Source organism: Candidatus Contendobacter odensis Run_B_J11 (assembly GCF_000531125.1).
Taxonomy (GTDB): Bacteria; Pseudomonadota; Gammaproteobacteria; order Competibacterales; family Competibacteraceae; genus Contendibacter; species Contendibacter odensensis.
The window spans coordinates 1-23,084 of record NZ_CBTK010000293.1; the positions used below are offsets into that span (position 1 = coordinate 1).

A 23,084-nucleotide genomic window follows, 5' to 3' on the forward strand; every position below is an offset into this window, starting at 1 on the left:
TTAATTGGAAGGTGTTCCGTCGTCGTACAACTGGCCTTAACTTGGCTCCTTTAATTCAGGAGAAAATGATGAAGAACTCTCTCAAGATAAGCGGTCGCGTCCTGCTGTTTCCAACGCCGACCGGGGTGAGGCATTATTCATTTGGAGGTATTGGATGAACATTGTTCTTAGCCCCGACGCACAGGCCAAGGCTCAACAAATTCCTGATTTTTTTGAACGGCTGGAGCGTTTTATCAACGATCAATACCGGATGGAGCAATGGCGGCGGCAACGGTTGACCGTCAACCAGACCCTTATGTCTACCACTGAGACCGGTTTGGCTTGCCAGGAGGGGCACTGGGTGGCGACGGGCGAACTGCCGGCAGATTTTGACTTGGAACGCTTCATTCAAGATCAACGCAAAATGCGCATTGACCAGGTTGCTGGTCTATGAATGCCGTTTTGTTCGACACGTCGGTGCTGGTTCCTTACTGCGTCGCTGCGCATCCGCATCGAGTGCGGGCGCTGGCCGTTGTTGCGGAATCCACGCAGTCCAGCCTCGAATGCTGGATTGCACTGCATTCGCTTGCGGAAACCTTTGCGGTACTTAGCGCCATGCCCCTAAACCCGCGTCTTGCCCCGGATCAAGCCCTGTTGTTGATCGAAATGGAAATCCTGCCGCATTTTTCCATAGTCTCCCCATCGATTGATGCTTATCGGGAAGCGATGGCCGATATGGCGCGGGTCGGACGCAGTGGCGGGGCGGTTTATGACGCCCTCATTTTTCAAGCGGCGCGCACGATCGGCGCATCACGGCTATACACCTTCAATGAAAAGCATTTTCGCCCACTGTTGCGCGAGGGCGAGTCGCTGGAGATCGTGTGTCCAGCTTTGCCAAATTCGAGATAAAAAAGCGCCCGCAACGAATTGAGTCACACAAATTAAGGAGCTGTATACTTACGGCCCAGCGGCAGGGCTGCCCAACATCAAGGTCGGTGCCTTCACCAAGGCGCTGTACGACAAGGCGAAGAAGGACGGCTGGGTCGTCATCAGCATGAAGAACGACTGGAAGTACATCTTCGCGTATCTGATCAGCCCGCTATACAACTGGCCTTAACTTGGCCCCTTTAATTCAGGAGAAAATGATGAAGAACTCTCTCAAGATAAGCGGTCGTGTCCTGCTGGCTGCGACGTTGTTAATGGGCAATCTGGCGCTGGCGCTGGACAAGCAGCCCGTCGGCAAGGTCTCGATTGCCGAAAAACAGTTCGGGCTACTGTTGGGCGGCAGCACCGGCGGCGGGACGCTGACGTTCCACGGCAAGAAATACCCGTTCAAGCTCAAGGGCCTGAGCGCGGGCCTCAACGTCGGCTTCTCGAAGATGAGCGCCGTCGGCGAAGTGTACGACCTAAAGACAGTCTCCCAATTCCCCGGCACTTTCACCAAGCTGGAGGCAAGCGTCGCCTTGGGCGGTGGCGTGGGCGGCATGCGCTTGCAGAACGAGAACGGGGTGATCATGAACCTGCGCTCGCGGACCAAGGGCCTGGATCTCAATCTCGGGAACGTGACGGGCCTCACGATCACGATGAGCCGGTGATTTGCACCCATTTACTGCCCCACCTAATCTAATGAGTTATCGCAAATGCAACTTACGAAACCCTCATTCTTGAAATTGCATTTCACCACGAGGCTTCAAACCGTCTGCTCCGTCTTTGCTCTGACTGCCTGTCTAGTCGTCGGCAGCGTCCAGGCCGCCGACCAGGGATCTCGCCACCACGCCAAGGGCCAGTACGATACCGTCACCGCCACCTATGTCGTGGTCGAAGGCGACGATCTAATCGCAATCGGCGAGCGCTTCGAGATCCCGGTGGACACGCTGAAGGCGCAAAACAAGCTGTCCTCCGACGAGATCGAGATCGGTCAAAAGCTGGTTGTGGCGGTCGGCGGGGCCGGAGCGGCGGCCAGTGCGCCGTCGCTGACGCCGGAGCAGGCCAAAGTGATCGCCGAGGAAGCCTATATCTATGGCTACTCGCTTGTGACGATGGAAATGACCCGCCGCGTGATGACCAACGTCGCCGAAACGGAGGCCACCCGAGGACCCATGGGGCATCTGATTCGAGTTCGTGAGTACCCGACGGCGGCATTCAAGGATGTCACTGCCCCGAACGCTGACACGCTCTACACCACCGCTTGGATCGACGTAACGAAGGAACCGTGGGTCTTGAGCCTGCCCGACGCACACGACCGCTACTACCTCTTCCCAATGCTCGACGGCTGGACCGACGTCTTTCAGGTGCCCGGCAAGCGCACCACCGGCACCGGCCCGCAGAAATACGCCATCACGGGTCCTGGCTGGAAGGGCACGCTTCCCGAGGGGGTGAAGGAGTACCAATCGCCGACCGGCCTTGTCTGGGTGCTCGGCCGTATCTACTGCACCGGCACGCCGGAGGACTACGCCGCCGTCCACAAGATGCAGGACGAGGTGTCGCTCGTTCCGCTCAGTGCCTACGGCCAGCCGTACACACCGCTACCGGGCAACGTGGACCCGAGTATCGACATGAAAACCCCGGTGCGCGACCAAGTAAATGCTTTCGACATTGCCGCCTACTTCAACTTGCTGGCCGCGCTCATGAAGGACAACCCGCCCGCCGAAGCGGATGCCCCGATAGTAGCGAAGATGGCAAAACTCGGCATTGCTCCAGGCCAACCGTTCGCGTTCGACAAACTCGATCCCACGGTGCAGGCGGCGCTGAAAGACGTGCCCAAGGCAGGATTCGAGAAGATCATGGCGCACTTCAAAGATGCCGGTGAGGCCATCAACGGCTGGGTATTCACCACCAAGACCGGACTCTATGGCACTGATTATCTCCAGCGCGCCCTGGTCACGGCGATTGGTCTGGGCGCCAACCGTCCGCAGGATGCGGTCTATCCCACTTCGGAAAAGGATGTCGAAGGCCAGCCCTACACCGGCGCGAACAAATACGTCATGCATTTCCCGAAAGATCAGTTACCGCCGGTCGATGGCTTCTGGTCGTTGACCCTGTATAACGCCGAGTATTTCTTTGTGGCCAATCCACTCAATCGTTACACGTTGAGCGCGCGCAATGCCCTCAAGACCAATGCCGATGGGTCGGTGGATCTGTACCTGCAACACGAAAACCCCGGTCCCGACAAGGAGTCCAACTGGCTGCCCGCCCCGTCGGGTCAATTCATTTTGATGCTCCGCCTCTACTGGCCGAAGGAAACCCCGCCATCTATCATCGATGGGACATGGAAGATTCCAGCGGTGCAGAAAGTCCAGTGAACCGACAAGTTCGATGGTGAAATGCGCGGGCTGCCTCTCACGAGGTGGCCCGCTGATTCACCACCGGACAAAAATTCTCTCAATTACAACTAATACAACTAAACTAGTACCTTCAACTGTTTCTAAATCGAGGAGAAGTCTAATGATGCAAAATGTTCGCAAAATGACGGGTCCCGTTCTGCTGGCCACCACCCTTTTAGTGGGCAGTCTGGCGCTGGCGGCGGACGCTAAGAAGCCGTCCGGGAGCGTCGTGATCGACGAGACGCAGTTTGCTTTCATTCTGGGCGGCAGCATGGGCGGTGGCCAACTGACGTTTCATGGCCAGGAATATCCGTTCAAGGTCGGTGGCTTGACAGCGGGCGCCAACATCGGTGTTTCGAAGATGAGCGCCGCTGGTGAGGTTTACGATTTGGCGGATATCTCGAAATTTCCGGGCACCTACACCAAGCTGGAAGCGAGCATCACCCTGGGAGGCGGCGTCGGCGGATTGCGGCTCAAGAACGAGAACGGCGTCATCATGCGCCTGGAGTCGCGCACCCAGGGCTTGCAGTTGAATGTGGGATCGGCCAGCGGCATCAAGGTCACGATGGAGTAGTGATTTACGCCTAAGCTGAAGAAGGATGCCCAAAGAAGCTGCATTGGACGGTTCATGGAAGGCCCCGAAAGTTGAGACCGCGAAGTAGATCACCACTCTTCTGTTTTGAACCTCTTAGACCGCCTCCCACGAGGCGGTCTGCGCATTCAGCAGCAACGCGCAATCCTGCAAACGCAACATCACAAATAACTGAAGAGGAAAACAGCGATGAAAACACATTCACTGCTGACCGTTGCACTCGCAAGCGCGCTGGTCCTGTCAAGCGCATCTACTCAGGCAAACGACGCGATCCCGCAGTCGATGCTCACCCCGGACGTGGTCGAGACCGGCCTCGGCAAGCTCACCTTCAAAGACGGTGCTCCGACACCGGAAACCGCCACGACGGTGGCCGATTTCCTGATCTTCACCAATGGCTTGAACGTCTATAACAACAGCTTCCGCGGGGCCTCGGCCTACGCGCTGCAGAAAGGCTTCCAGAGCATCGGCGCGGCGGACAACACGATCATCATCTTCTCCGAGCTGATGGATGCGAAGTCGCTCTTTCTGACGGCTAACGCGGACACCGTCTATTACCTTGCGGTCTTTGATCTGACCAAGGGGCCAATGGTGATCGAACAGCCGCCCAAGAGCGTGGGCACCATCAACGACATGTGGTTCTCGTGGATCATCGACATCGGTTTCCCCGGACCTGATCGCGGCGAAGGCGGCAAATACCTGATCGTGCCTCCCGATTACGACGGTCCGCTGCCAGACAGCGGCTTCCACGTCGCGCATTCCAGGACCAACCGTGTGCTGTACGGCGCGCGCGCCTATCTGGTGGACAACGACCCGAAACCGGCTGTCGAGATGATCAAAAAGACCATGAAGGTCTATCCCTACACGCCGGGTGGCTATGGCACCAGCATCGCCACTGCTCTGGAAGGCGGTGTGCGGCTTGAAAAGAACCCGCCGATTCCCGAGACCCAGTTCGTTGAAGCGACGGGCAAGGTCTTTAACACGATCCCGCCGAGCGACTACACGTTCTTCGAGATGATCAACGAGAACGTGCAGCAGGAGCCGGCCACCAGCTACGATGTGGAACTCGCCGGCCAGCTGGCCGCCATCGGTATCGTCAAGGGGAAGCCCTTCAAGCCGGATGCCAATACGAAGCGGGTGCTCACCGACGCAGCGAAGTTCGGCAATGCCACCGGTCGCGTCCTGAACTGGCGCTTCGGCAAGATGCATCCCGATTGGTTCTACTACGAGAATTCGATGTGGGGCAATATGCTGTGGGAAGGCGGATACGATTTTGAGACGCCACCGCCCATGATCACCAAAGAGGGCGCCTTTAAGCCATTGCCGCCGACCGGCGCGCGCACCCTCGATTCGCGGACAGCGTTCTACTACGCCTACACTCTGGACTCCCCCGGCATGATCATGCGCGTTCCCAAGGTCGGCTCACAGTATCTGATGGGCTTCCTCGATGCGAACATGAATCCCTTCGACGGCGGCAAGACCTACAAATGCACTTTGCCGAAGGGTATCCCCGCCGAGGCGTTCTGGTCGTTCACGGTCTATGACAACCAGTCACGCTCGATGCTCGACACACCGCAGCGCTACCCGCGCGCCGGTAGCCAGAGCTATCCGTCGCCCGCCGCTGTGGCGAGCGCCGATGGTTCCACAACGGTTTACTTCAGCCCCGAGCAACCGAAAGGCGTGGAGCGCGGCAACTGGATCCAAACCATGCCCGGCAAAGGCTGGTTCACCATCCTGCGCCTCTACAGCCCGTTGGAAACTTTCTTCACGAAAGAATGGCGGGCGGGTGAGATCGAACTCGTCAAATGAGGTGAGAAGGACGTTCCGCAAGACCGCGATAAAAACGTGGGCCTCGCAGTGGCGAGGCCCTATTTTTCGGAGAGAGTGATGCAGACGAAAGTACCCTCCTGGGCTAGCACGATCTGGTTTATCGCCATGATATGCACGGCAGCGCCCGCGCACGCCGAACTGAGCGCCGAGGAACTGGCGAAGCTGGCGCAGAACCCGGTCGGCAACCTGATCAGCGTGCCGTTTCAGAACAACACCAATCTCAATTTCGGGCCGGAGAAGGGTACGCAAAACGTGCTCAACATCCAGCCGGTGATTCCGATCTCGGTGAACGACGACTGGAACATCATCACCCGCACGATCATCCCGATAATCTCGATGCCGTCGCTCTATCCGGGGGACGACCGCACCAACGGCATCGGTGATATGCAGTTCACGGCGTTCCTGTCTCCGGCCAACCCCGGTGAGTGGATCTGGGGCGTCGGGGCCATCGCCCAGTTGCCCACCAACAGCAACGCGCAACTGGGCAACGACAACTGGGGCCTGGGACCCTCGTTCGTGGTGCTGCACCTCGATAAGGGCGACCCGTGGGTGTACGGGGTGCTGGTCAACAATGTCTGGTCACTCACCAGCGACCAGCAGGGTGGCTCCTACAACAACGGCCTGATCCAGCCGTTCGTCAACTACAACTTCGAGGGTGGCTTCTACCTCACCAGCGCGCCGATCCTCACCGTTGACTGGAAGGCCGACAGCGGCCAGCAATGGACCGTGCCCCTCGGCGGCGGCATCGGCAAGATCTTCCACTTCGGCAAGTTGCCAGTGAATACGCAGTTATCGGCCTACTACAACGTGGCCGCCCCGGATGATGCCGCCAACTGGCAGATTCGGGCGCAGGTGCAGTTGATGTTTCCCAAATAACGATTGATCAAACTGGAACAACAGGCTGATAAGCAAACCTATTCTTCGGGGCGCGATCCTCGCGGTGACCCTCTCCTGCGGCGTGGCCGCCCAGGCGGCAACCCCGACCTCGACCGACGACTGGCAATACGCGCTGGCGCTCTACGGCTGGTTTCCCACCATCGGTGGTTCCTTGAAGTATCCGCTGTCTTCGGGGGCGGTTGCGGACGTGGAGGCCGGTCCCGGCGACTACCTCAAGGATCTCAAGTTCGCCTTCATGGGTTCATTGGTGGCCCGCAACAACGACTGGTCGATTCTGGCCGACCTGATCTATCTGGATCTCTCCGGGCAAAAGGGCAAGGCGACCGTGCCACTCCTGCCGGGCGGGACCGGCTTTGATCTCAAGGCCAATAACAGCCTCAAGGGGACGCTGTTCCAACTCGCCGGCGCGTACACCGTGGTGCGCACCGAGAGCGCCAACCTCGATGTGCTGGCCGGACTGCGCTACGCCGGCTTCGATGCCGACACCGATCTAAGCCTCGACGGACCGTTGCCTCCCACCCTGCCGACCGCGCGGCTGTCCCAGTCCGTCAACCTGCTGGACGGCATCATCGGGATAAAGGGCCAGGTGGAATGGGGCGGCAACTGGTTTTCGCCCTATTACCTCGACATCGGCACCGGCGATACCGACTTCACCTGGCAGGCGCTGGCGGGAGTAGGCTACCGCTGGGATTGGGGCGACCTGGTGCTGGCCTACCGCTACCTGAGCTACGACATGGGCAGCGATAAGCTGTTGCAAAACACCGACTTCAGCGGACCCGCGCTCGGGGTGGTGTTCCGCTTTTAGGCGGTATGCGGGTGGCAGAAGGGCTGAACAACGCCTATTTCCAGCTTCTTCGAGAGGTAACTCATGGAAACACTTGAATTTATTCGCACGCACGCGGCGTCTCTGCCCCTGCTGGCGCGATTTGCTATTGGCATGGCGTTCATTTTGGGCATTCCGCCGCTGGCCCGCTGGGCGCGGTTGCCGGTGGTCGTGGGCCTTTTACTTGGCGGCATCGTGATCGGGCCTTACGGTCTTGGGATTTTTCCTGTACACCCCGCCATTGCGGATTTCTTCGCCGAATTGGGCAAGCTGATGCTCATGTTTTTCGCCGGCCTGGAGATCGATCTCGCGCTGTTTCGGCGGGCGCGGAATCGGTCGCTCCTGTTCGGTTTCTGCACGACCCTGATCCCGCAAGCACTGGGTACGGCCGTGGGCCTCTGGTTCGGTTTGTCCCTCATCCCGGCGGTCGTCCTGGGGTCGCTGCTCGCCTCGCATACCCTCCTGGGATCTTCCATCGTCGTTCGGCTAGGTCTGACTCGGCTCGAACCCATCACCATTACGTTCGGCGCGACCGTGATGTCCGACACCCTGTCCCTGATCGTGTTTGCAGTCTGTCTTTCGACCTATCAGAGCGGCTTTTCAGCATCCGGGATCGCGGTGCAACTTCTTGAGATCGCCGTCTTCATCCCGCTCATTTTGTTGGGCCTGAGTCGCGTGGGTGCCTATTTCCTGAATAAAGTGGAAGCGGATGAGAACGCCTATTTCGTTCTCCTGCTGGCGATTGTCGCCGTGGCCGGCTTTCTCGCGCAAAGCATCAACCTGCCGGGCATCGTCGGAGCCTTCCTGGCTGGACTGGCGGTCAACGAGGCGGTTCACGACCAGCCGGCCAAGGAGAAGCTGGAATTTGTGGGCAATTCCTTTTTCATCCCGATCTTCTTTATCGTGACCGGATTTCTGATCCAACCGCTCGTCTTCCTCCAAAGCATCGTCGATCATTTTGCCTTGGTGGCGGCGATCATCGGCGCACTGCTGGTCGGCAAGTGGCTGGCGGTGGAAATCGCGGGACGGGCCTTCGCTTACACGCCCGCCGCGCGCAAGACAATGTGGTCGCTCACCTTGCCGCAGGTGGCCGCAACGCTGGCGGCCACGCTGGTCGCCTACGATACTTTCGACCCCGCCGGTCAACGCCTGATCGACAAGGAAGTGCTCAATGCGGTGCTGGTGCTGATGCTGACCACGGCTATTCTGGGACCGGTGCTCACCGAGCGCTTCGCCCCGCGCCTCCGCGACGAGGCCAGCGAACTGAAACCTTGAAACACCGGGTTGCGGCGAGTGCTGGATACTGTCCCCGTGGGGCGCGGGTACTGATGGTATCGTCAAATTCAATAGCCAATAGGGAAAGAACCAATGAGACTAATAGCATCAAACGTGCGCATGACGATCACCCTTCTGATCGGACTGGTCATTCTATTGCTCGCACCGGGTTGCGCTACTCCGCCGCGCCAATCGGCAGTACCCGAAAAGTTGCAGAATCAGGCGCAAATTCCGGGGCTGGAAAAGGTCCGGTACCGCCTCGGCAACCCCGATGATATCGCCGAGATGGAACGCGAGGGGATAGAGTCCATCAAGCGCGAAGAAGCCTACCTGGCGGCCAGCGGCCATCACGGTCCACTGCCCCCGGCGGTCTTTCTCGCCATTTCCGGTGGCGGCGACAACGGCGCGTTCGGGGCCGGGCTGCTGAACGGCTGGACGGCCGCTGGCAACCGACCGACTTTCAAACTGGTAACCGGCGTCAGCACCGGAGCGCTGACCGCGCCGTTCGCCTTTGCAGGGCCTACCTACGACGCCACGCTGAAGGAGGTTTACACCACCATTTCCGCCAAGGACATTGCAGAGCCGCGCAGCCTGCTGGCCGCCCTGACCAGCGATGCCATGGCCGACAATCATCCCTTGGGGAAGCTGCTCGCCAAATATGTGAATCAGGCGCTGCTGGATGTGATCGCCGCCGAGTATGCCAAGGGGCGCTTGCTTCTGGTGGGAACCACCGACCTCGATGCACGCCGGGGCATCATCTGGAACCTGACCAAGATCGCGGCCAGCCGCGATCCCAAAGCGCTGGATATGTTCCGAACCCTGATGATTGCCTCCGCCGCGATCCCCGGCGCGTTTCCGCCGACCATGATCGACGTCGCGGTCAACGGTCAGCCCTATCAGGAGATGCATGTGGATGGCGGCGCCACGGCGCAGGTTTTCGTCTATCCGCCTTCGCTCCACCTCAAGGACGAGACGCGCCAGCTTGGACTCAAACCGCGCGAGCGGCGGGCGTATGTGATTCGCAACAGCCGGCTGGATCCCGAATGGTCGCAGGTGGAACGCAGCACCATGACCATTGCCGGGCGAGCGATCTCCTCGCTGATCCATACCCAGGGCATCGGTGATCTCTATCGGATTTATCTCACCACCCAGCGCGATGGCGTCGATTTTAACCTGGCGTATATCCCGGACAGTTTCAACGCGCCGCACCAGGAAGATTTCGACACCGAGTTCATGCGCCAACTCTTTGCCGTGGGTTACGACCTGGCGGCCAAGGGCTATCCGTGGCAGAAAACGCCGCCGGGTTTTGCTTCTCTAGCCGGAGCGGATCAATGAGCGAAACTGCGGTGAACCATCTTCCGGTAACGTTCAACTCCGGGTTGGGTTTCACTTATCGGACAGTAAAAACTGTCCAAACAGGGGCTACCTCTTTCTGCGCCACTCGCTGCGGCGGCACATAGCGCGCGTGGGGCTGAACCGCACCGTGACGCAGCCGCGACATCGGACTGAATCCGGCCGGCGATGGGTAGATTCTCCCGCAGAAATCGCTCGGCCTTCAGCATGTCCTCGCGCCGGCACCCTGCCGGCGTCACCTCGCTAAACGAATCCCGCTCCGCCGCCGGGCGCGAGATGCGGCCCATGCCCGACCGCATAGCCCAGCTCCCCGAACCATTCGAGGGCGGCGGCTTCGACGATGGATTCGTTGAGGCTCATGGGTTGTGCCAATCAGGGAAGGTATTTGTCGTCGCGCTTGTCGAAGGCAGGCCGCGTGCCTTCCAAAATATCTACGATTCGCCCGTTGATTATTGGGTCTTCAATTGAGCCGCTGATATATGTCACGCCATTCTCGTGATCCTTCTGCATTTCGGCGCAAATGATCTGCTCGGCATCGCAGACGACGGCTAGGTTCGGATTGTGCGTAACCATTACGATCTGGCGGCGCTTCTTTGCATCTTTTATGCAAGGCACCAGAGTTTTGAAAACTGTCTGGTTGTCCAAGTTCTCCTCTGGCTGGTCGATGACCAGAGGAATGTCGTCTTGGTCAACAAGGAGGTAGAAGATAAGAAGAAGGTTTCCTCGCTCGCCCGGTGACAACTGCTCAAGCCCCTTCCCATCCCACTGAAGGTTGTAGATCGGGGACAGGAACCCAAGCGAGAAGACAAAATCATAAATCTCTTGGACGGTCACTCCTTGCCGCAGTTGATCCTTCACCAGCAGGGTTTTCCCATCCCGCTCAGCCATCTTGGCAAAAAGCGCCTTCGTGAAACGGAGCGTTCCTAGGGCAGAATCAAAGTTGGTGTTATCGAGGAGTCTCTTCATTTCCGCAGCGCCATCCTCGTCGCCCATGAACGGGCCTACTTTGCGGTGGTTGAGCCGTTTCAGTAAGGCTTCCGAGAACCCGCTCTCGGCCATCGACACGTTGAAAGTGAGTTGGAACCGCTCGCTTGCCGCGAGCGGGTGATGCTTCAGGAAGTTCTGAACTGCTCCGTAATATGTTTCGTAGTAGGCCCGCAACTTCTGTTTCTCGCGGAAGATTTCGAGCAGCTTACGATTCCGTTGCTTCCGCAATGTTTTTAAATAAGCGGGGAGGCCATCCAAATCGCTCAACTGCTTCTGAAGGTATTTGATCGACCCAGGCGAGTTGTCTGTTCCAATGATTTTGGCCTTCCCTGTCTCCCACTCTTTCAAAACTTGCAGGTATGCCTGATAAGCTCGTTGCGGTGCGCTCAGTTTCGCCTGTAGGTCTTCTATCTCTGTAACCACCGCCTTACGCTTGAACTCGGATCCGCTGTTTGTATCGGGCAAGAGCTTCAGTGCGATCGCCGCACGGTCTGCAACTAATGTTTTGAGCAGCGCAGCAATCGTGGCTAGGTCTACCTTGAAAGCGACTACGTCAGAGGCTGCAATTCCGAGTTCGTCGAATTCCAGCTTTGCCTCAGCAAGGAACGCTTCAACATGACGCTCTAAATTTTTGAGTTTTCCAGCAAGTTTCTCGGCTGTTGAGTGCTTCTTTGCCGCTGCCAGATCGCTGGCTCGGAGATCTGCGATTTCCAGTTCAAGGGCTTTCAGTTCCGCCTGTTTCTTTTCAAGCTCTTCAGTCGCTACCTTGGATTGCTGCAACGCAGTCGGGTCAGCATCTGGTTTCGGCACATCTGCCGGACGCGTTGCCGTGTGTGCGTCGAGTTCCCGATTCTTTTCTGCAAGTTGGGCTTCGATTGCCTTTTTATGCTGGGGCAAAGACCGCTCCTCTTTTGCGACAATGAGCGCGTTACTCTCTTGAAGGTTTGCCACAAACTGAGCGATTGCCTGATTTGTCTCTTCGCTCCGATGTGTGAGCAGTTCATCGAGAGTACCAAAACCGAGTCGATCCACTTCGGGAACATGGGAAAAGATGACTTGCTGAAGCTCGTTGTAGAAGCGTCCGTCCTTGCCTGCACCAATTTCATTACAGATGCTCTCAAGATAACTTTGCGGGATATATTTCACCTTCTCAACTGCGTCCGCGCTTGGATTTACGTCAAGATTTGGGACGGCATCAGTAGTTCCGTCGGCCCATGTCAATGAGGCCTCGAACTGGCGAGATATTTTGTTTTTAGGATGCCGAAATTTTTCAGGTGTTAGAAAACTGAATGCCTCATACCGTGGTGTATTTCCTAACAATCCAAGGATGTCGGAAAGTGCGCTCTTCCCGCTCCCTTTATTTCCAATGACCGCAACCAGTTCGCTGTTCAGCCGAATCGAAGAGTCGAACCATTTCTCGGTTGTCGTAGCAGTTGCAGTCTTCTTGATCCCGACAGTCGTTGCTATGCGCGTCGCATGCCGCGCGGCCCTCTTCAGACTTGGCGGAATGTCCCCAACAAAGACTCGATCTTCGGGTTCGTTCAGAATCTGTCGAAGACCGTGGAATGTCGGGTCGGCCTTAATCCACGTGTGGCGGCCTTTATCTGGGCAAAACATTTCATTGAACGTGTGGGAGTCCGAACTATGAATACACGGTTTGAGCGTTTTGAATTCCGTTTTGAACTCTTCCAGCGAGGCGTGTCTCTTTCCAAGGGCGAACGCGCGAGTCCCGTCATTAGAGGAAATGAGCACGTGTGACTTTTGAATAAGTTGCTTCCGCGCCCAATGCCCCTGGCCGTCCCAACTGCATTTGGAAAGGTCCTCATCGCATGGTAAACAGAGCAAATATCGGTCTTTAAAGAAAGATGTCTTGTTCTCAAGTATCTTGCTCACTTCAGAATGATCGATGATCGCGTTCATCATTCCAACAAACAAATCGGTCTGTCCTTGGAAATTCGCATGATGAGTTTTTAGTCGTTTCCCCAGTTCGGCCAAGTTCTGTGGGTTCAATGCCCAGCGCTCATCTTCGCTGCCGGTGTTGGCATCGGCGGTAAATTTTAATTCACGTAGAAAGTGTTCCTCTATGTGGGCTGGTGATACAGCGTCAGAGAAAAGGACATGGAAATTTACTCGGCTATCCGCCCCTTTAGGATTTCGAATGATCGTCGAAAGACGAAGTTCAATATTTGGAAGAAAGAGAATCCCAGCAGCCCGTTCTGCGAGATATTCCCCCACGAGTGCCTTCAAAGTGGACTCATCGGCGAGCAGTTTTTTAAGCTCGGTGTAGCCTTGGATTGTAAAGTAGTCAGTGATGCCGACGACCGCGATGTCGTCTTTGCATGCCCTCTCGATCAGTTGCTTTGCGTAGGCCGGGAAATCGCTCCCGAAGCCATTGTTTAGGGAAGAGAAAGGTGTGTGGACTTGGAGGTCCCACTTTCTCCATTCGGAGCCACGAGGATAAATTGGAGTAGGCATGGTGGTATCACTTGAAGTTTAGTGGCGCTCAACACCCCGCTCAGCAATTTCGGCGGCAGCGTGTAACGCCGGGTGGTGCGGGCGCGGGATTCGGTGGAGTTGGCTTTGATCTTTGCCATCAGCGGCGCGCTCAGTTCGGCAAAGTGGTCAGATCCCCGGCCAACTCGGCCTCGATTTCTTCGATGGTGGGCAGACGGGTATCCAGTGGCTCAGGCAGTGAGCGCACAAGTTGGTATTCGGCCACGCCGATCGGTTTGTTGATGCCGGACAGGGCGTATTCGGCGACCAGGCGGTTTTGCTTTTTGCAGAGCAACAGGCCGATGGTGGGCTGATCGTCCGGGGCCTTGATTTGGGCATCCACGGCGGCAAGATAGAAATTGAGTTGGCCGGTATGCTCGGGTTTGAAATCCACGCCCCTGAGTTCCACCACCACGTAGCATTTGAGACGGGTGTGGTAGAAAAGCAGGTCGATAAAAAATTCGTCGCCACCGACCTCAAGCCGGAACTGGCGGCCAACAAAGGCGAAGCCCGCGCCCAGTTCCAGCAGAAATCGGGTGATGTGCCGGATGAGGGCGTTTTCAATATCGCGCTCGTGGGCTTCGTCGCCCAGACCCAAAAAATCAAAGAGGTAAGGGTCTTTCAGCGCCTCAACAGCAAGCTGCGCATGGGGCGCGGGCAGATGCTGCTCGAAATTGGTCACGGCAGCGGCTTGCCGCAAGTGGAGCCGGTTCTTGATGTGGATGTCGAGCGTGAGCCGCGACCAGCCTTGCGCTATCGCCTGTGCGGCGTACCACTCGCGCTCCGCTTCCGCAGAAACCTTGGTGAGGAGCGTGACGAGATGGAACCAGGGCAATTGGTCAGCAGGCTGCTGACCAATTAGACCGCTTGGGCACTGCTTGGCGAAAAACTTCATATATTTCAAGTTACTGGTTGAGAAGCCTTTCATCTCCGGGAAAGCTTCACGCAGGTCGCTGGCCAGACGGTCGATGACTTTCGCGCCCCAACCCTGACGGGTCTGCCGTTCCAGTATCTCGCTGCCGATATGGTGATAGAGCTGCACCAGTTCCTGATTGACGGCAAGCGTGGCGCGCTGCTGCGCACCGGAGATGCGCGTCTTGAGACTGCTGAGCCAGTGTGCGTAGTCTGCCGGGATGATGAATTTGCTGGAGGTCATAGCCGTTTTTCCAAAGCGTTGAGCAAGGTTTTCATACCCGGCCTTCCGCTTTGATGACGGCGAGGAGGTCGGGGCTGTCGGCGGTGAGGCGGAGGAGGCGATTGCGGATGGGGTGGCTGGGGGCGTTAAGGGTCGCGTGGAAGTGGGTGAGGAAGTCGCGCTGCTGGGACTCGCTGGCCGCTGGATCGTAGGCGATGAGGTGCGGGGCTACGGTGTCGTGGAAGAGCAGATCGCGCTCCGCCATGTGCTCCCGGAAGTAGCACTCCATCACGCAGGCGTCGATGAGGTCCGAGAGGAACTGCTGTTGCACCTGAAGCTTCCCTCTTACTGCCGAAATCATCAGGTTGGTAAGGGGCAAGAAGAGGCCGCTTTGGCGAAGTAAGTCGGCACTTACCGGAATGCGATTGAGGTGGATGATTTTCGTTTCAATATAGGTGTCTCCTAGTCTTGGTGCTGCGAAAGTTCGGATGTAGTAGTTGGCAAGACTCGAAAGAATCAGGGGTAGAATGGCTTTAAGATTCTCTTCGCTGTTCTTTGAGTAGTCACGAAGCTGCAAAGAAAAGAAATTGTTGGAGGCATAGGTATCCGAGTCATAAAATGCCATTATCGGATTCCCTGTTCTGGTAATGTAAATCTTTGGCAGCGTAAAAATCCGTTCATCTCGCAGGGATGCATAAAAACCTTGATCCTTGTCGATAATTGACGCCCGGTAATCCACATACCAGTTACTGCGCTCTGAGTAGTAGTTTGAAATTTGATCGCCCGCTCGACCACCGTAAAATAGTGGCTTGCAGAACTTGTTAATTGCTCGGTCGTGGAACAACAAATCCCGACTATTGCCAGTGTGGATTCCCTCGTGGCACTGCGTTATGCTTCCGAGGGAAACGTGACCTTCGAGTTTCTCAAGAATTGATCGCTCTTTCGCGCGAATCAGAAGGTTGAAACAAAAATCATGCTTTTTGAAGATGAAGTTCTTTTTCAGCTCTTCATAGGATTCAGTTCGATTTTCTTTCTCAGCTGGGTCGTAAAACTGCTTCCGAATGCGGCAACTAACACTGCTTTTCGCCTGATTCAAAATTAGGACGCAAACATCATGCTCTACATAAACAAACTGCCGGCACGACTCCGGAACACCGGTATTCAGATACCATGCAATATCAGTGATTTTCGGCGCTACCAATTCCCTTGTTCGGGCGTAATCTTTAATCAGAATGCTGTCGGGTAAGACAAAGGCAATGGAGAGATGCGATTGCCGTAGTGCCGCTCCAAGGAAGTATGCAAAAGAGTTAGGTGTTGATGAGTCGATTTCTGGATAATCAGTCTTCAGCCGTCCTTTCTGCGTCTTTGTAAGTGTTGCGCCCCACGGCGGATTGCCGATCACCACATCAAACCCGTTTACCAGCGACCGCCCGAACATCCAGTGCGGATCGAAGAAGTCAGCGGAGGATTGTGGATCAAAGGGGTCCCAGTCGGCGACGTGCTGGGCCTTCTTCGGTGCCATCAAGCTTTCAGCGAGTAGCTTCCCGAGTTCCTGGCGGAGGGTTTTGATTTTGCTCTGAAGGGCGAGCTTCCGGTCACGGCGCTGGATGGAAAAGTGGCTGTGGTAGAGGGCTTCGATCTCTTTTTCGATGAGGCCGACGCGGGGATCGACGAGCATCATTTGTCCCATCTCCGGTAAACCAATCAGCGTATTCGCCGCGACGAACTTGGTTTCCAGATTGGGCAGCGGGCGGATGCCGTGGTTGTCATCTTCATTCCGGTGGGTCTGCTGGTCGCAGACGAGTGAGATGAAGAAACGGAGCTTGGTGATCTGGATGGCGATGGGCTGAATATCCACGCCGTAAAGGCAATTTTCGATCAGATAGAGCTTGCGGCCGTAGTCGTCGTTGTTATCGGCGAAAGCGCGTTCCAGTTCCTCGCGCATGGGGGCGGAGTCGAGCTTGGCGAGTTGGGTCTGCTTCCAGCGTTCGTTGTCGGGGTCGAGCTTGCCGAGGATCGTGACGAGTTTGTGGAGGATGCCCATGGGGAAAGCGCCGGAACCGCAGGCGGGGTCGAGGATTTTCAGGGCGTCGATGGCGGCGATGAGGCCGGCGACTTCGGACCCGGTGAAGGCGTGTTCTTTCTCGGTGTAGGCGAACAGGAGGTCCAGCCCGGCGCGGGCGTCGGCTTCCTTCATCCCGACCTTTTCCACCAGGGCGCGGGTGAAATGGGCCTTGAGCGACTCGTCCACCATGTAGTCCACGATGGGGCGCGGGGTGTAGAACGAGCCGGTCTGCTTGCGGGCGGTGGTCTTGGTTTCCTCATTGTAGGAAGCGAGGAGGTTCTCGAAAACCTTGCCGAGCAGTTCCGGGTCGAGCGCGATTTCCTGATCGATGGGGGTGTTCTCGACGATGGTGAACTTGTAGCGGTTCAGAATGGGGATCAGGCCGGAGACCTTTTCCTTCCTGCGCTTCTTATCGCCATACGCCCCAGACAGATCTTCCTCATGCTCGCCGCCGAAGAAGAGCCGGTTGGGGACGGCGGGGCGCTTTTTGGGATTGCGGGAGAAGCCGTCGAGGTAGCGCTTCTTGCCGGCGCCGTCCTCGCTGCGGTCGAGGCACTCGAACAGGCCGCCATTGAGGAACGGGATGTCGGCGAAGTGGGCGAGGGCAGCGTCCGGCGCTTCGCGGAAGAGGGCTTCGTAGCGGTAGAGGTTGTTGACATCGTAGGTGGCCTTGTTCTTGAGGAAGCCTTCGTCCTTCGCAAAGACGCGGTAGGGCTGGCCTTTGGCGTCCTGGCCCATGCGCTGATTCAGCGTGGCGAAGAAGAGGTTTTGCAGGATGGCCTGATAGTAGGTGGAGCGGTCGTCATCGAAATCGGTGAGGATTTTTTCCAGGGCGGTAGGGTGAAACAGTTTCTCGGGGATGAGGCCCTTTTCCTTGAGGAACCAGCAGAAGATCAGGCGGGTGAGCAGGCGAATGAGGCCGGTGGCGCGGCGCTTTTCGTCGTCGGGTTCGAGGTCGGCGGGAAATTCGACCTGCGGGAGCGCCCAGAAATACCAGTTGGCCAGTTCGCGGTAGAAGCGTTCGTTGAGCAGTTCGACGTTGAAAATCTGCTCCCACGCGGCGTGGAGCGTGTCGAAGTCGGTGATGGGCTTCTTTTGCGGGTGGACCAGCTTGGGCAGCCCCAGCGACTCAAGAATATCCAGGTGGCCGCGATGGGGCTGGGCAAGGTCGATTCCGCTGATCAGGGTGACTTTGCCGAGGACGTCCTTGCTCTCGTCAATTTTGTTCACCCGCCGGTTGATGACGGCGATAGTGAGATGGCTCTGGTGCTTGAAGAACACCATGACGGGCATGGGGAAGAGGCGGTTGATCTGCCGGGCGATAGCGGAGAATCTGCCGCGGGCGTAATCACGGCCTTTCAACTCGATAGCGATGAAAACGTAGGATTTCAGCAGCCCGGCTTCAACCGAGGTATTGGTGAAAAGGGCGGATTCGCGGCTGAGTTCCTGATCAGTGAGCTGGAACAGGAGATCGGCGGTTTTCCACTCGGCGAAGAGAGCCTTGGCCGGTTCAAAAGCGTGGCCGGTGCCGAAGAGGTCAAGGAAGTCCTGCGGCATGGAACCGGCGCCGGCGATGAATTTGTCGCTCTGGTAGCCCAGCTTGGCGAGAAGCGGGCGAGCGGCGTCCTTGAGCGGGAGGGTCTGGAAATGGGCGAGGGTGGTTTTCATGGGTTTTCGTCGCGGGCGCTGTCGTCGGCGAGTTGCAGGGTGAGTTCCAGTTCGCGGCGAAGCTCTTCGCGGTCGGGCAGGTAAAGCTGGTATTTCTGGACGAAAAGCGGGCTGTTCATCTGATAAGTGGCGTATTCGACGAGCAGTTCGTCCTTGTTTCGGGTGAGGATGATACCGATGGGCGGGTTGTCGCCCTCGGTGTTCTCCTCGGTGGCGAAGTAGCCGAGATACATGTTCATCTGGCCGATGTCGTGGTGCTTGAGGTCGTTGATCTTCAAATCGATGAGGACAAAGCAGCGCAGGATGCGGTGGTAGAAAACCAGATCGACCCGGTAATGGGTGTTGTTGAGGGTGATGCGGTATTGCCGACCGACGAAGGTGAAACCTTTGCCAAGTTCGAGGAGGAAGGGCTGGAGGTGATCGCAGAGGCGGGTTTCCAGATCCGTCTCCGAAACTTGGTGCGGCTCGGGGATTTTCAGGAACTCGAAGACGTAGGGATCGCGGAGCAGGTCGGCGGGCTGGGCAATGATCTGGCCTTGGGCGGCAAGCTGAAGGATCGCGTCCTTGTCCTTTCCGGCGGCGAGACGGAGGAAGAGAGAGGTTTCTTTTTGACGTTTCAGCTCACGAACGGCCCATTTCTCCCGAATGGCCTGCTGCTCATAAAATCCGCGTTCGAGAGGGTTGTCGATCTTCAACAACTCGACAATGTGCGACCAACTCAAAAGGTGCGACAGCGTCGCACCTTTTGGGTAAGCGAGGTAGAACTGGCGAATGCGCACCACATTGCTGCGGCTGAAACCTTTACCGTGGCGCAGAGTGAGATCGCGGCTGAGCTTGGTCAGCAAAGCCTTGCCGTAGTCCGCCCTGACGTTGCCGCCCTGTTCAAACTCGACGATGTCCCGACCAATCCGCCAGTAGGTCTCAGTGATGTGGACATTGACGGCCTGCGCCGCCCGGGCCTGACCGGTGGCGTAAACCTCGGAGATTTTCCCCAGCAGGCTCTGGTAGCCGGTGTCGGTAGTGAGTTCGCTGTTGCTCATGATTTGTCCTCCTTGATGACCAGCCAGGTCACGAGTTCGAGTTCGGTCTTTTCCTGAACCTGTTCCTGCACATTGGGCAGAACGAAGCTGCGCCCGGATTGGAGACTGGAGGCCGCGCGTTTGCGGAAGGTGGCAGCAAGCGAGTCCACGGCTTTTTGCAAGAGCGTGTCGTAAACCTGCATGTCGCTGCCGTGATGGGTTTGCTGGTCGAACAGATTGCAAAGCGGTGCGTGGACTTCCGCTTTACCCGAACAAAGGATTCGGTAAATGTCGAGAATCTGCTTCGGGTGGGCGAAACCGAAGCGGACATTGCCGTCGTCCAGGACGTAAACAAGGAAATAGGGATGGAGCGGGTTGATAGACTCGCTCGGCGCGGGCTTCGCATCGGTAGCGCCGCCGCGCTGACCCTCCAGCCGTAAGCAGAAGATGACGCCGGGGCCGATAGCTTTGTAGTCGGGGTGCGGCGGAACGCAGGTGTAGAGGCCGAAAGGGGCGGCTTCGAGGGCGGCGCGGTTGGCCTCAAGGTATTTCAGCAGCTCAAGGCGGAAGTCGTCGAGGGTGAATTCGGTGAGGGAGACGCTGTCGCCGAGGTCTTCGAGGTCGAGGACTTCATCTTTGAGCCGAAGCAGTTGCTTGTCGCGGTAGCGGAGGTCATCAGCGATGAGGTCTTCGATCTCCTCGTTCTTGAGTACGTTGTCCTCGAAGGTAGCAGAGAGGTCCACCAGGGCCATCCGGGCTTCAACGCGGTTCTTGAGGTTGATGTATTTGTTCAGATCCTCGGTGGGCCAGAAATTGATGAGTTGCACGGTGTGGCTCGCGCTGCCGATCCGGTCGATACGCCCAAAACGCTGGATGATGCGGACGGGATTCCAGTGAATGTCGTAGTTGATCAGGGTGTCGCAGTCCTGAAGGTTCTGGCCTTCGCTAATGCAATCGGTGGCGATCAGGAGGTCGATTTCACCCTGCTGCGGCAGAGTGGGAATCTTGGCGCGGTGTTTAGCTCGCGGGGAAAAATTAGTGAGAATCTGGTCGTAAGCGCTCGCGCCGAAGGTGGTGCGGGTGGCGCCGCCGCCGCAGACCAGGGCCAGGTGGATGCCGAGTTCCTGGCGCGCCCAGTCGAGCAGCGATTCATAGAGATAGGCGGCAGTGTCTGCAAACGCGGTAAAGACCAGGATTTTCCGGTTCGGCTCGCCCTGTTTGTTGGTCGTGGGTTTGGCGACCTTGGCGGCAATGAGCTTCTTGAGTTCAGCCAGCTTGGCGTCGGTTTCAGGCGTGACATCCCGTGCGGCGTTGTAGAGGATGCGAAGCTGGTCTTTGTCGCGCTTGAGCGCTTTGATCCAGCCGTCGTCGCCGTCGAGCCGGAGGTGGTTCAAGCGAAACTTCAGTTTGCCGCCCACCTGCAGTGCGTCCTCCAGCTCTTCGTCGTGGCCGGGGTCGTCGAATTCGAGTTCCAGCTCTGCGACTTCGGGGTTCTGCCTGGGCAACGCCTGGAAGTTTTTGATCTTCTGTTCCAACCCCTCGATCTTGGCGATGGTGCGCTCCATGGTGATCTCGAACGATTTGACCGAGCTTTCCAGGCGCTTGAGGAAGTTCACCTTCATCATGCCGATGAGGAAAGTTTCGCGCTGGCCCTGGGTGAACGGGAAGGCGCCCTTCTTCTCATACTCGGCCTTGTACGGCTCCAGGACGTAGCGGGACGGATTGAACAGCGACAATTTGTAAGCAGCGATTTCGTCGTTGAGCTTGTCGTAGGAGAGGAAGCGCCCGCGCAGGTCGATTTCGGGATAAATCGAGAGGGGCTTTTCGCGCTTCGGAAAGCCGCCGAGTTGGGCGATGGTGGCCGGGTAGTATTTCTGAATGTGCTTGCGCGAGCGGGCGATGGTCAGTTCATCGAGGAGTTTGAAAAAGGCGGCGTTGAGTTTTTCCAGCAGTTCGCTGGTCTTGCGCTCGTGGGTCTGCTTCTTCGCCCAGAGGGAGAAGACCTTTTGCGCGGTGGCGAGGGTTTCCCTGAGGCTGCCGACGCCGATGGAGGCCGCGAAGGCGTCATCGCGATTTTCGGTGAGGCAGTAGAGTTGATTACGGAGGTCTTTGAGGTCGTTGTTGACCGGGGTGGCGGAAAGCAGCAGAACCTTGGTGCGAACGCCGGATTTGATGATGTCGTCCATGAGCCGCTGGTAGCGGCTTTTGCGGATGAGGCTCCCTTCCCCGTCGCGCTTGCCGGGGGTGTTGTTGCGGAAGTTGTGCGACTCGTCGATGACGATGAGATCGTAGTTGCCCCAGTTCAGGGCCGCGAGATTGAGATCGCCAGAAGTGCCGGTCTCGCGGCTGAGGTCAGTGTGCGAGAGAACGTCGTAGCGGAAACGGTCATCGACGAACGGATTGAGGAGGCTGTTGTAGCGATAGACGGTCCAGTTGTCGCGCAGCTTCTTCGGGCAGAGCACGAGGACGCGCTCGTTTTTCAGCTCGAAGTATTTCATGACCGCGAGCGCCTCGTAGGTTTTCCCCAGGCCGACGCTGTCCGCGATGATGCAGCCGTTGTGACGGAGAATTTTGTTGATGGCGCCTTTGGCTCCGTCCTTCTGGAACTCGAACAGCGCTTGCCAGATCCCGGTCTCGAACAGGCGGGTTTTGCCCAGATCCGCGTCGGTCTGGCCGGCGTCGCCGAGGAACTTCTCGAAGAGGTGAAAGAGCGTCTTGTAGTAGATGAACTCCGGGGTATGGTTCTCATAGAGCTGCTTGAGGTCGTTGAGAACATCCGGCTTGACGTCCTTTACCAGAGTCTCGTTGCCCCACAGCTCATCGAACCATTGCTTGAGTTCCTGACGGTCGCGGTTGCCGTCCACGATGAGGTTCAGTTCGATGTTGTTGCCAGTCTTACCGAGGCCGAGACCGCGCACCGTGAAGTTGGAGCTGCCGAGAATGGCGTCCGCCACGCCAGCGGTGGCGATGTGATACATCTTGCCGTGCAGGAGGTTGGATTGCTTGATGGTTCTGATCGCCACCTTGCGCTCGATCCAGTCGGCGCACTCCCGGGCGATGCGTTTCTGTTGGAGCCGGTTGGCGAGTTCCAAACCGTCAGCGTCAATGATGAACGCCTTTTTCTCGGTCTTGCTGGGGTCGAGGTGGTTAACGAAGGACGGCTCGCCGAAGAGAAAATCGAGATGTCCGATGCGTTCGAGAGCTTCCTTGAGCGCGTCGTAGGCGTAGATGGTGAAATAGGCCGAGACGATGGAGAGCTGGGAGCCGCTCTGGATTTTCGCCCGCAGGAAATCGGCGACCGTTCCCCTGGCGTGGTTGTCGCGCAGGCCGGAGTGGTTATTTGACGTGGGCATGGCGTTTTCCAGAAAGGGCTTGGCTACGGTAGCCGAGGTCATCGGCGAGGATGGCGACGATGTTGGGCTGCTAAGTCGCGGCGGATACCATGATACAGTACATTATACGATACACTTGGGTCATCATGGTCCGGGGGGTGATGTCGATCCTCTTGTTCGGCGCTGGCAACAGCATCGTCGCTGGTAGCGCCGCGCCTTCCAGCCGCCCGGCGATATCAAGCCGGCCTACCTCTCGTCTGCGGCTTTCAAAGTCTCTATGCTTGCGGGCATAAATAGAGAAAAGACCCCAATACGC

Annotated in this window: 15 protein-coding genes; 10 read left to right on the forward strand and 5 right to left on the reverse strand. The window is 57.4% G+C overall.

Features of this window, described 5'->3' with window-relative positions; translation table 11 throughout:
• The first annotated feature begins 154 nt into the window (after nucleotides 1-154).
• The 10 genes from BN874_RS18655 to BN874_RS18700 all read left to right on the forward strand — a co-directional run bounded on the left by BN874_RS18655 (nucleotide 155) and on the right by BN874_RS18700 (nucleotide 10,051).
• Complete coding sequence (locus tag BN874_RS18655; protein ID WP_034435865.1) at nucleotides 155-433, forward strand: hypothetical protein; 279 nt, start codon at nucleotides 155-157, stop codon at nucleotides 431-433.
• Nucleotides 430-888, forward strand: a complete 459-nt coding sequence (locus tag BN874_RS18660; RefSeq protein WP_051498062.1) for a type II toxin-antitoxin system VapC family toxin — start codon at nucleotides 430-432, stop codon at nucleotides 886-888. The genes BN874_RS18655 and BN874_RS18660 overlap by 4 nt, the downstream gene beginning before the upstream one ends.
• A 233-nt stretch (nucleotides 889-1,121) precedes the next feature.
• On the forward strand, nucleotides 1,122-1,574 hold the full coding sequence (locus BN874_RS18665) for a hypothetical protein (RefSeq protein ID WP_034435866.1): 453 nt from the start codon (nucleotides 1,122-1,124) through the stop codon (nucleotides 1,572-1,574).
• Between the two features lie 45 nt (nucleotides 1,575-1,619).
• Nucleotides 1,620-3,281 carry a DUF1254 domain-containing protein gene (locus BN874_RS18670; RefSeq protein WP_081756517.1) on the forward strand — a complete coding sequence of 554 codons (1,662 nt, stop codon included), beginning with the start codon at nucleotides 1,620-1,622 and terminating at the stop codon, nucleotides 3,279-3,281.
• 142 nt (nucleotides 3,282-3,423) lie between these two features.
• Nucleotides 3,424-3,876: a hypothetical protein gene (locus BN874_RS18675; RefSeq protein ID WP_034435867.1), complete on the forward strand. Its 453-nt coding sequence runs from the start codon at nucleotides 3,424-3,426 to the stop codon at nucleotides 3,874-3,876.
• 207 nt (nucleotides 3,877-4,083) lie between these two features.
• The gene (locus tag BN874_RS18680; RefSeq protein ID WP_034435868.1) at nucleotides 4,084-5,700 is read left to right on the forward strand and encodes a DUF1254 domain-containing protein; all 1,617 of its coding nucleotides are present in this window, start codon (nucleotides 4,084-4,086) and stop codon (nucleotides 5,698-5,700) included.
• A gap of 78 nt (nucleotides 5,701-5,778) precedes the next feature.
• On the forward strand, nucleotides 5,779-6,597 hold the full coding sequence (locus BN874_RS18685; RefSeq protein ID WP_230314490.1) for a transporter family protein: 819 nt from the start codon (nucleotides 5,779-5,781) through the stop codon (nucleotides 6,595-6,597).
• A 64-nt stretch (nucleotides 6,598-6,661) separates the two neighbouring features.
• Nucleotides 6,662-7,423 carry a hypothetical protein gene (locus tag BN874_RS18690; protein WP_051498063.1) on the forward strand — a complete coding sequence of 254 codons (762 nt, stop codon included), beginning with the start codon at nucleotides 6,662-6,664 and terminating at the stop codon, nucleotides 7,421-7,423.
• A 63-nt stretch (nucleotides 7,424-7,486) separates the two neighbouring features.
• Nucleotides 7,487-8,716 (forward strand): cation:proton antiporter, encoded by a 1,230-nt coding sequence (locus tag BN874_RS18695; protein WP_051498064.1) that lies wholly within the window; start codon nucleotides 7,487-7,489, stop codon nucleotides 8,714-8,716.
• A gap of 120 nt (nucleotides 8,717-8,836) precedes the next feature.
• Nucleotides 8,837-10,051, forward strand: coding sequence for a patatin-like phospholipase family protein (locus BN874_RS18700; RefSeq protein WP_154725022.1), 1,215 nt, complete (start codon nucleotides 8,837-8,839; stop codon nucleotides 10,049-10,051).
• A gap of 390 nt (nucleotides 10,052-10,441) precedes the next feature.
• Here the strand turns inward: BN874_RS18700 and BN874_RS18705 are convergent, their stop codons facing one another.
• The 5 genes from BN874_RS18705 to BN874_RS18725 form a co-directional block, all read right to left on the reverse strand.
• Nucleotides 10,442-13,531, reverse strand: coding sequence for a TrlF family AAA-like ATPase (locus BN874_RS18705; RefSeq protein ID WP_034435870.1), 3,090 nt, complete (start codon nucleotides 13,529-13,531; stop codon nucleotides 10,442-10,444).
• 130 nt (nucleotides 13,532-13,661) lie between these two features.
• Entirely contained in the window at nucleotides 13,662-14,705 is a 1,044-nt protein-coding gene (locus tag BN874_RS18710) for a PDDEXK nuclease domain-containing protein (RefSeq protein WP_034435871.1), read from the reverse strand.
• Nucleotides 14,706-14,736: 31 nt separating this feature from the next.
• A complete protein-coding gene (locus tag BN874_RS18715; RefSeq protein WP_034435872.1) occupies nucleotides 14,737-18,417 on the reverse strand; it encodes an Eco57I restriction-modification methylase domain-containing protein in 3,681 nt (1,226 codons plus the stop codon).
• The gene (locus BN874_RS18720; protein WP_034435873.1) at nucleotides 18,414-19,457 is read right to left on the reverse strand and encodes a PDDEXK nuclease domain-containing protein; all 1,044 of its coding nucleotides are present in this window, start codon (nucleotides 19,455-19,457) and stop codon (nucleotides 18,414-18,416) included. Before BN874_RS18720 ends, BN874_RS18715 begins: the two co-directional genes overlap by 4 nt.
• Nucleotides 19,454-22,789: a helicase-related protein gene (locus BN874_RS18725; RefSeq protein WP_034435874.1), complete on the reverse strand. Its 3,336-nt coding sequence runs from the start codon at nucleotides 22,787-22,789 to the stop codon at nucleotides 19,454-19,456. The genes BN874_RS18720 and BN874_RS18725 overlap by 4 nt, the downstream gene beginning before the upstream one ends.
• Nucleotides 22,790-23,084: the final 295 nt, after the last annotated feature.

Excerpts from the sequence above, each read along its gene's own strand:
- BN874_RS18655 (WP_034435865.1), top strand. The coding sequence starts at position 155 with ATGAACATTGTTCTTAGCCCCGACGCACAGGCCAAGGCTCAACAAATT.
- BN874_RS18660 (WP_051498062.1), top strand. The coding sequence starts at position 430 with ATGAATGCCGTTTTGTTCGACACGTCGGTGCTGGTTCCTTACTGCGTC.
- BN874_RS18665 (WP_034435866.1), top strand. The coding sequence starts at position 1,122 with ATGATGAAGAACTCTCTCAAGATAAGCGGTCGTGTCCTGCTGGCTGCG.
- BN874_RS18670 (WP_081756517.1), top strand. The coding sequence starts at position 1,620 with ATGCAACTTACGAAACCCTCATTCTTGAAATTGCATTTCACCACGAGG.
- BN874_RS18675 (WP_034435867.1), top strand. The coding sequence starts at position 3,424 with ATGATGCAAAATGTTCGCAAAATGACGGGTCCCGTTCTGCTGGCCACC.
- BN874_RS18680 (WP_034435868.1), top strand. The coding sequence starts at position 4,084 with ATGAAAACACATTCACTGCTGACCGTTGCACTCGCAAGCGCGCTGGTC.
- BN874_RS18685 (WP_230314490.1), top strand. The coding sequence starts at position 5,779 with ATGCAGACGAAAGTACCCTCCTGGGCTAGCACGATCTGGTTTATCGCC.
- BN874_RS18695 (WP_051498064.1), top strand. The coding sequence starts at position 7,487 with ATGGAAACACTTGAATTTATTCGCACGCACGCGGCGTCTCTGCCCCTG.
- BN874_RS18700 (WP_154725022.1), top strand. The coding sequence starts at position 8,837 with ATGACGATCACCCTTCTGATCGGACTGGTCATTCTATTGCTCGCACCG.
- BN874_RS18705 (WP_034435870.1), bottom strand. The coding sequence starts at position 13,531 with ATGCCTACTCCAATTTATCCTCGTGGCTCCGAATGGAGAAAGTGGGAC.
- BN874_RS18710 (WP_034435871.1), bottom strand. The coding sequence starts at position 14,705 with ATGACCTCCAGCAAATTCATCATCCCGGCAGACTACGCACACTGGCTC.
- BN874_RS18715 (WP_034435872.1), bottom strand. The coding sequence starts at position 18,417 with ATGAAAACCACCCTCGCCCATTTCCAGACCCTCCCGCTCAAGGACGCC.
- BN874_RS18720 (WP_034435873.1), bottom strand. The coding sequence starts at position 19,457 with ATGAGCAACAGCGAACTCACTACCGACACCGGCTACCAGAGCCTGCTG.
- BN874_RS18725 (WP_034435874.1), bottom strand. The coding sequence starts at position 22,789 with ATGCCCACGTCAAATAACCACTCCGGCCTGCGCGACAACCACGCCAGG.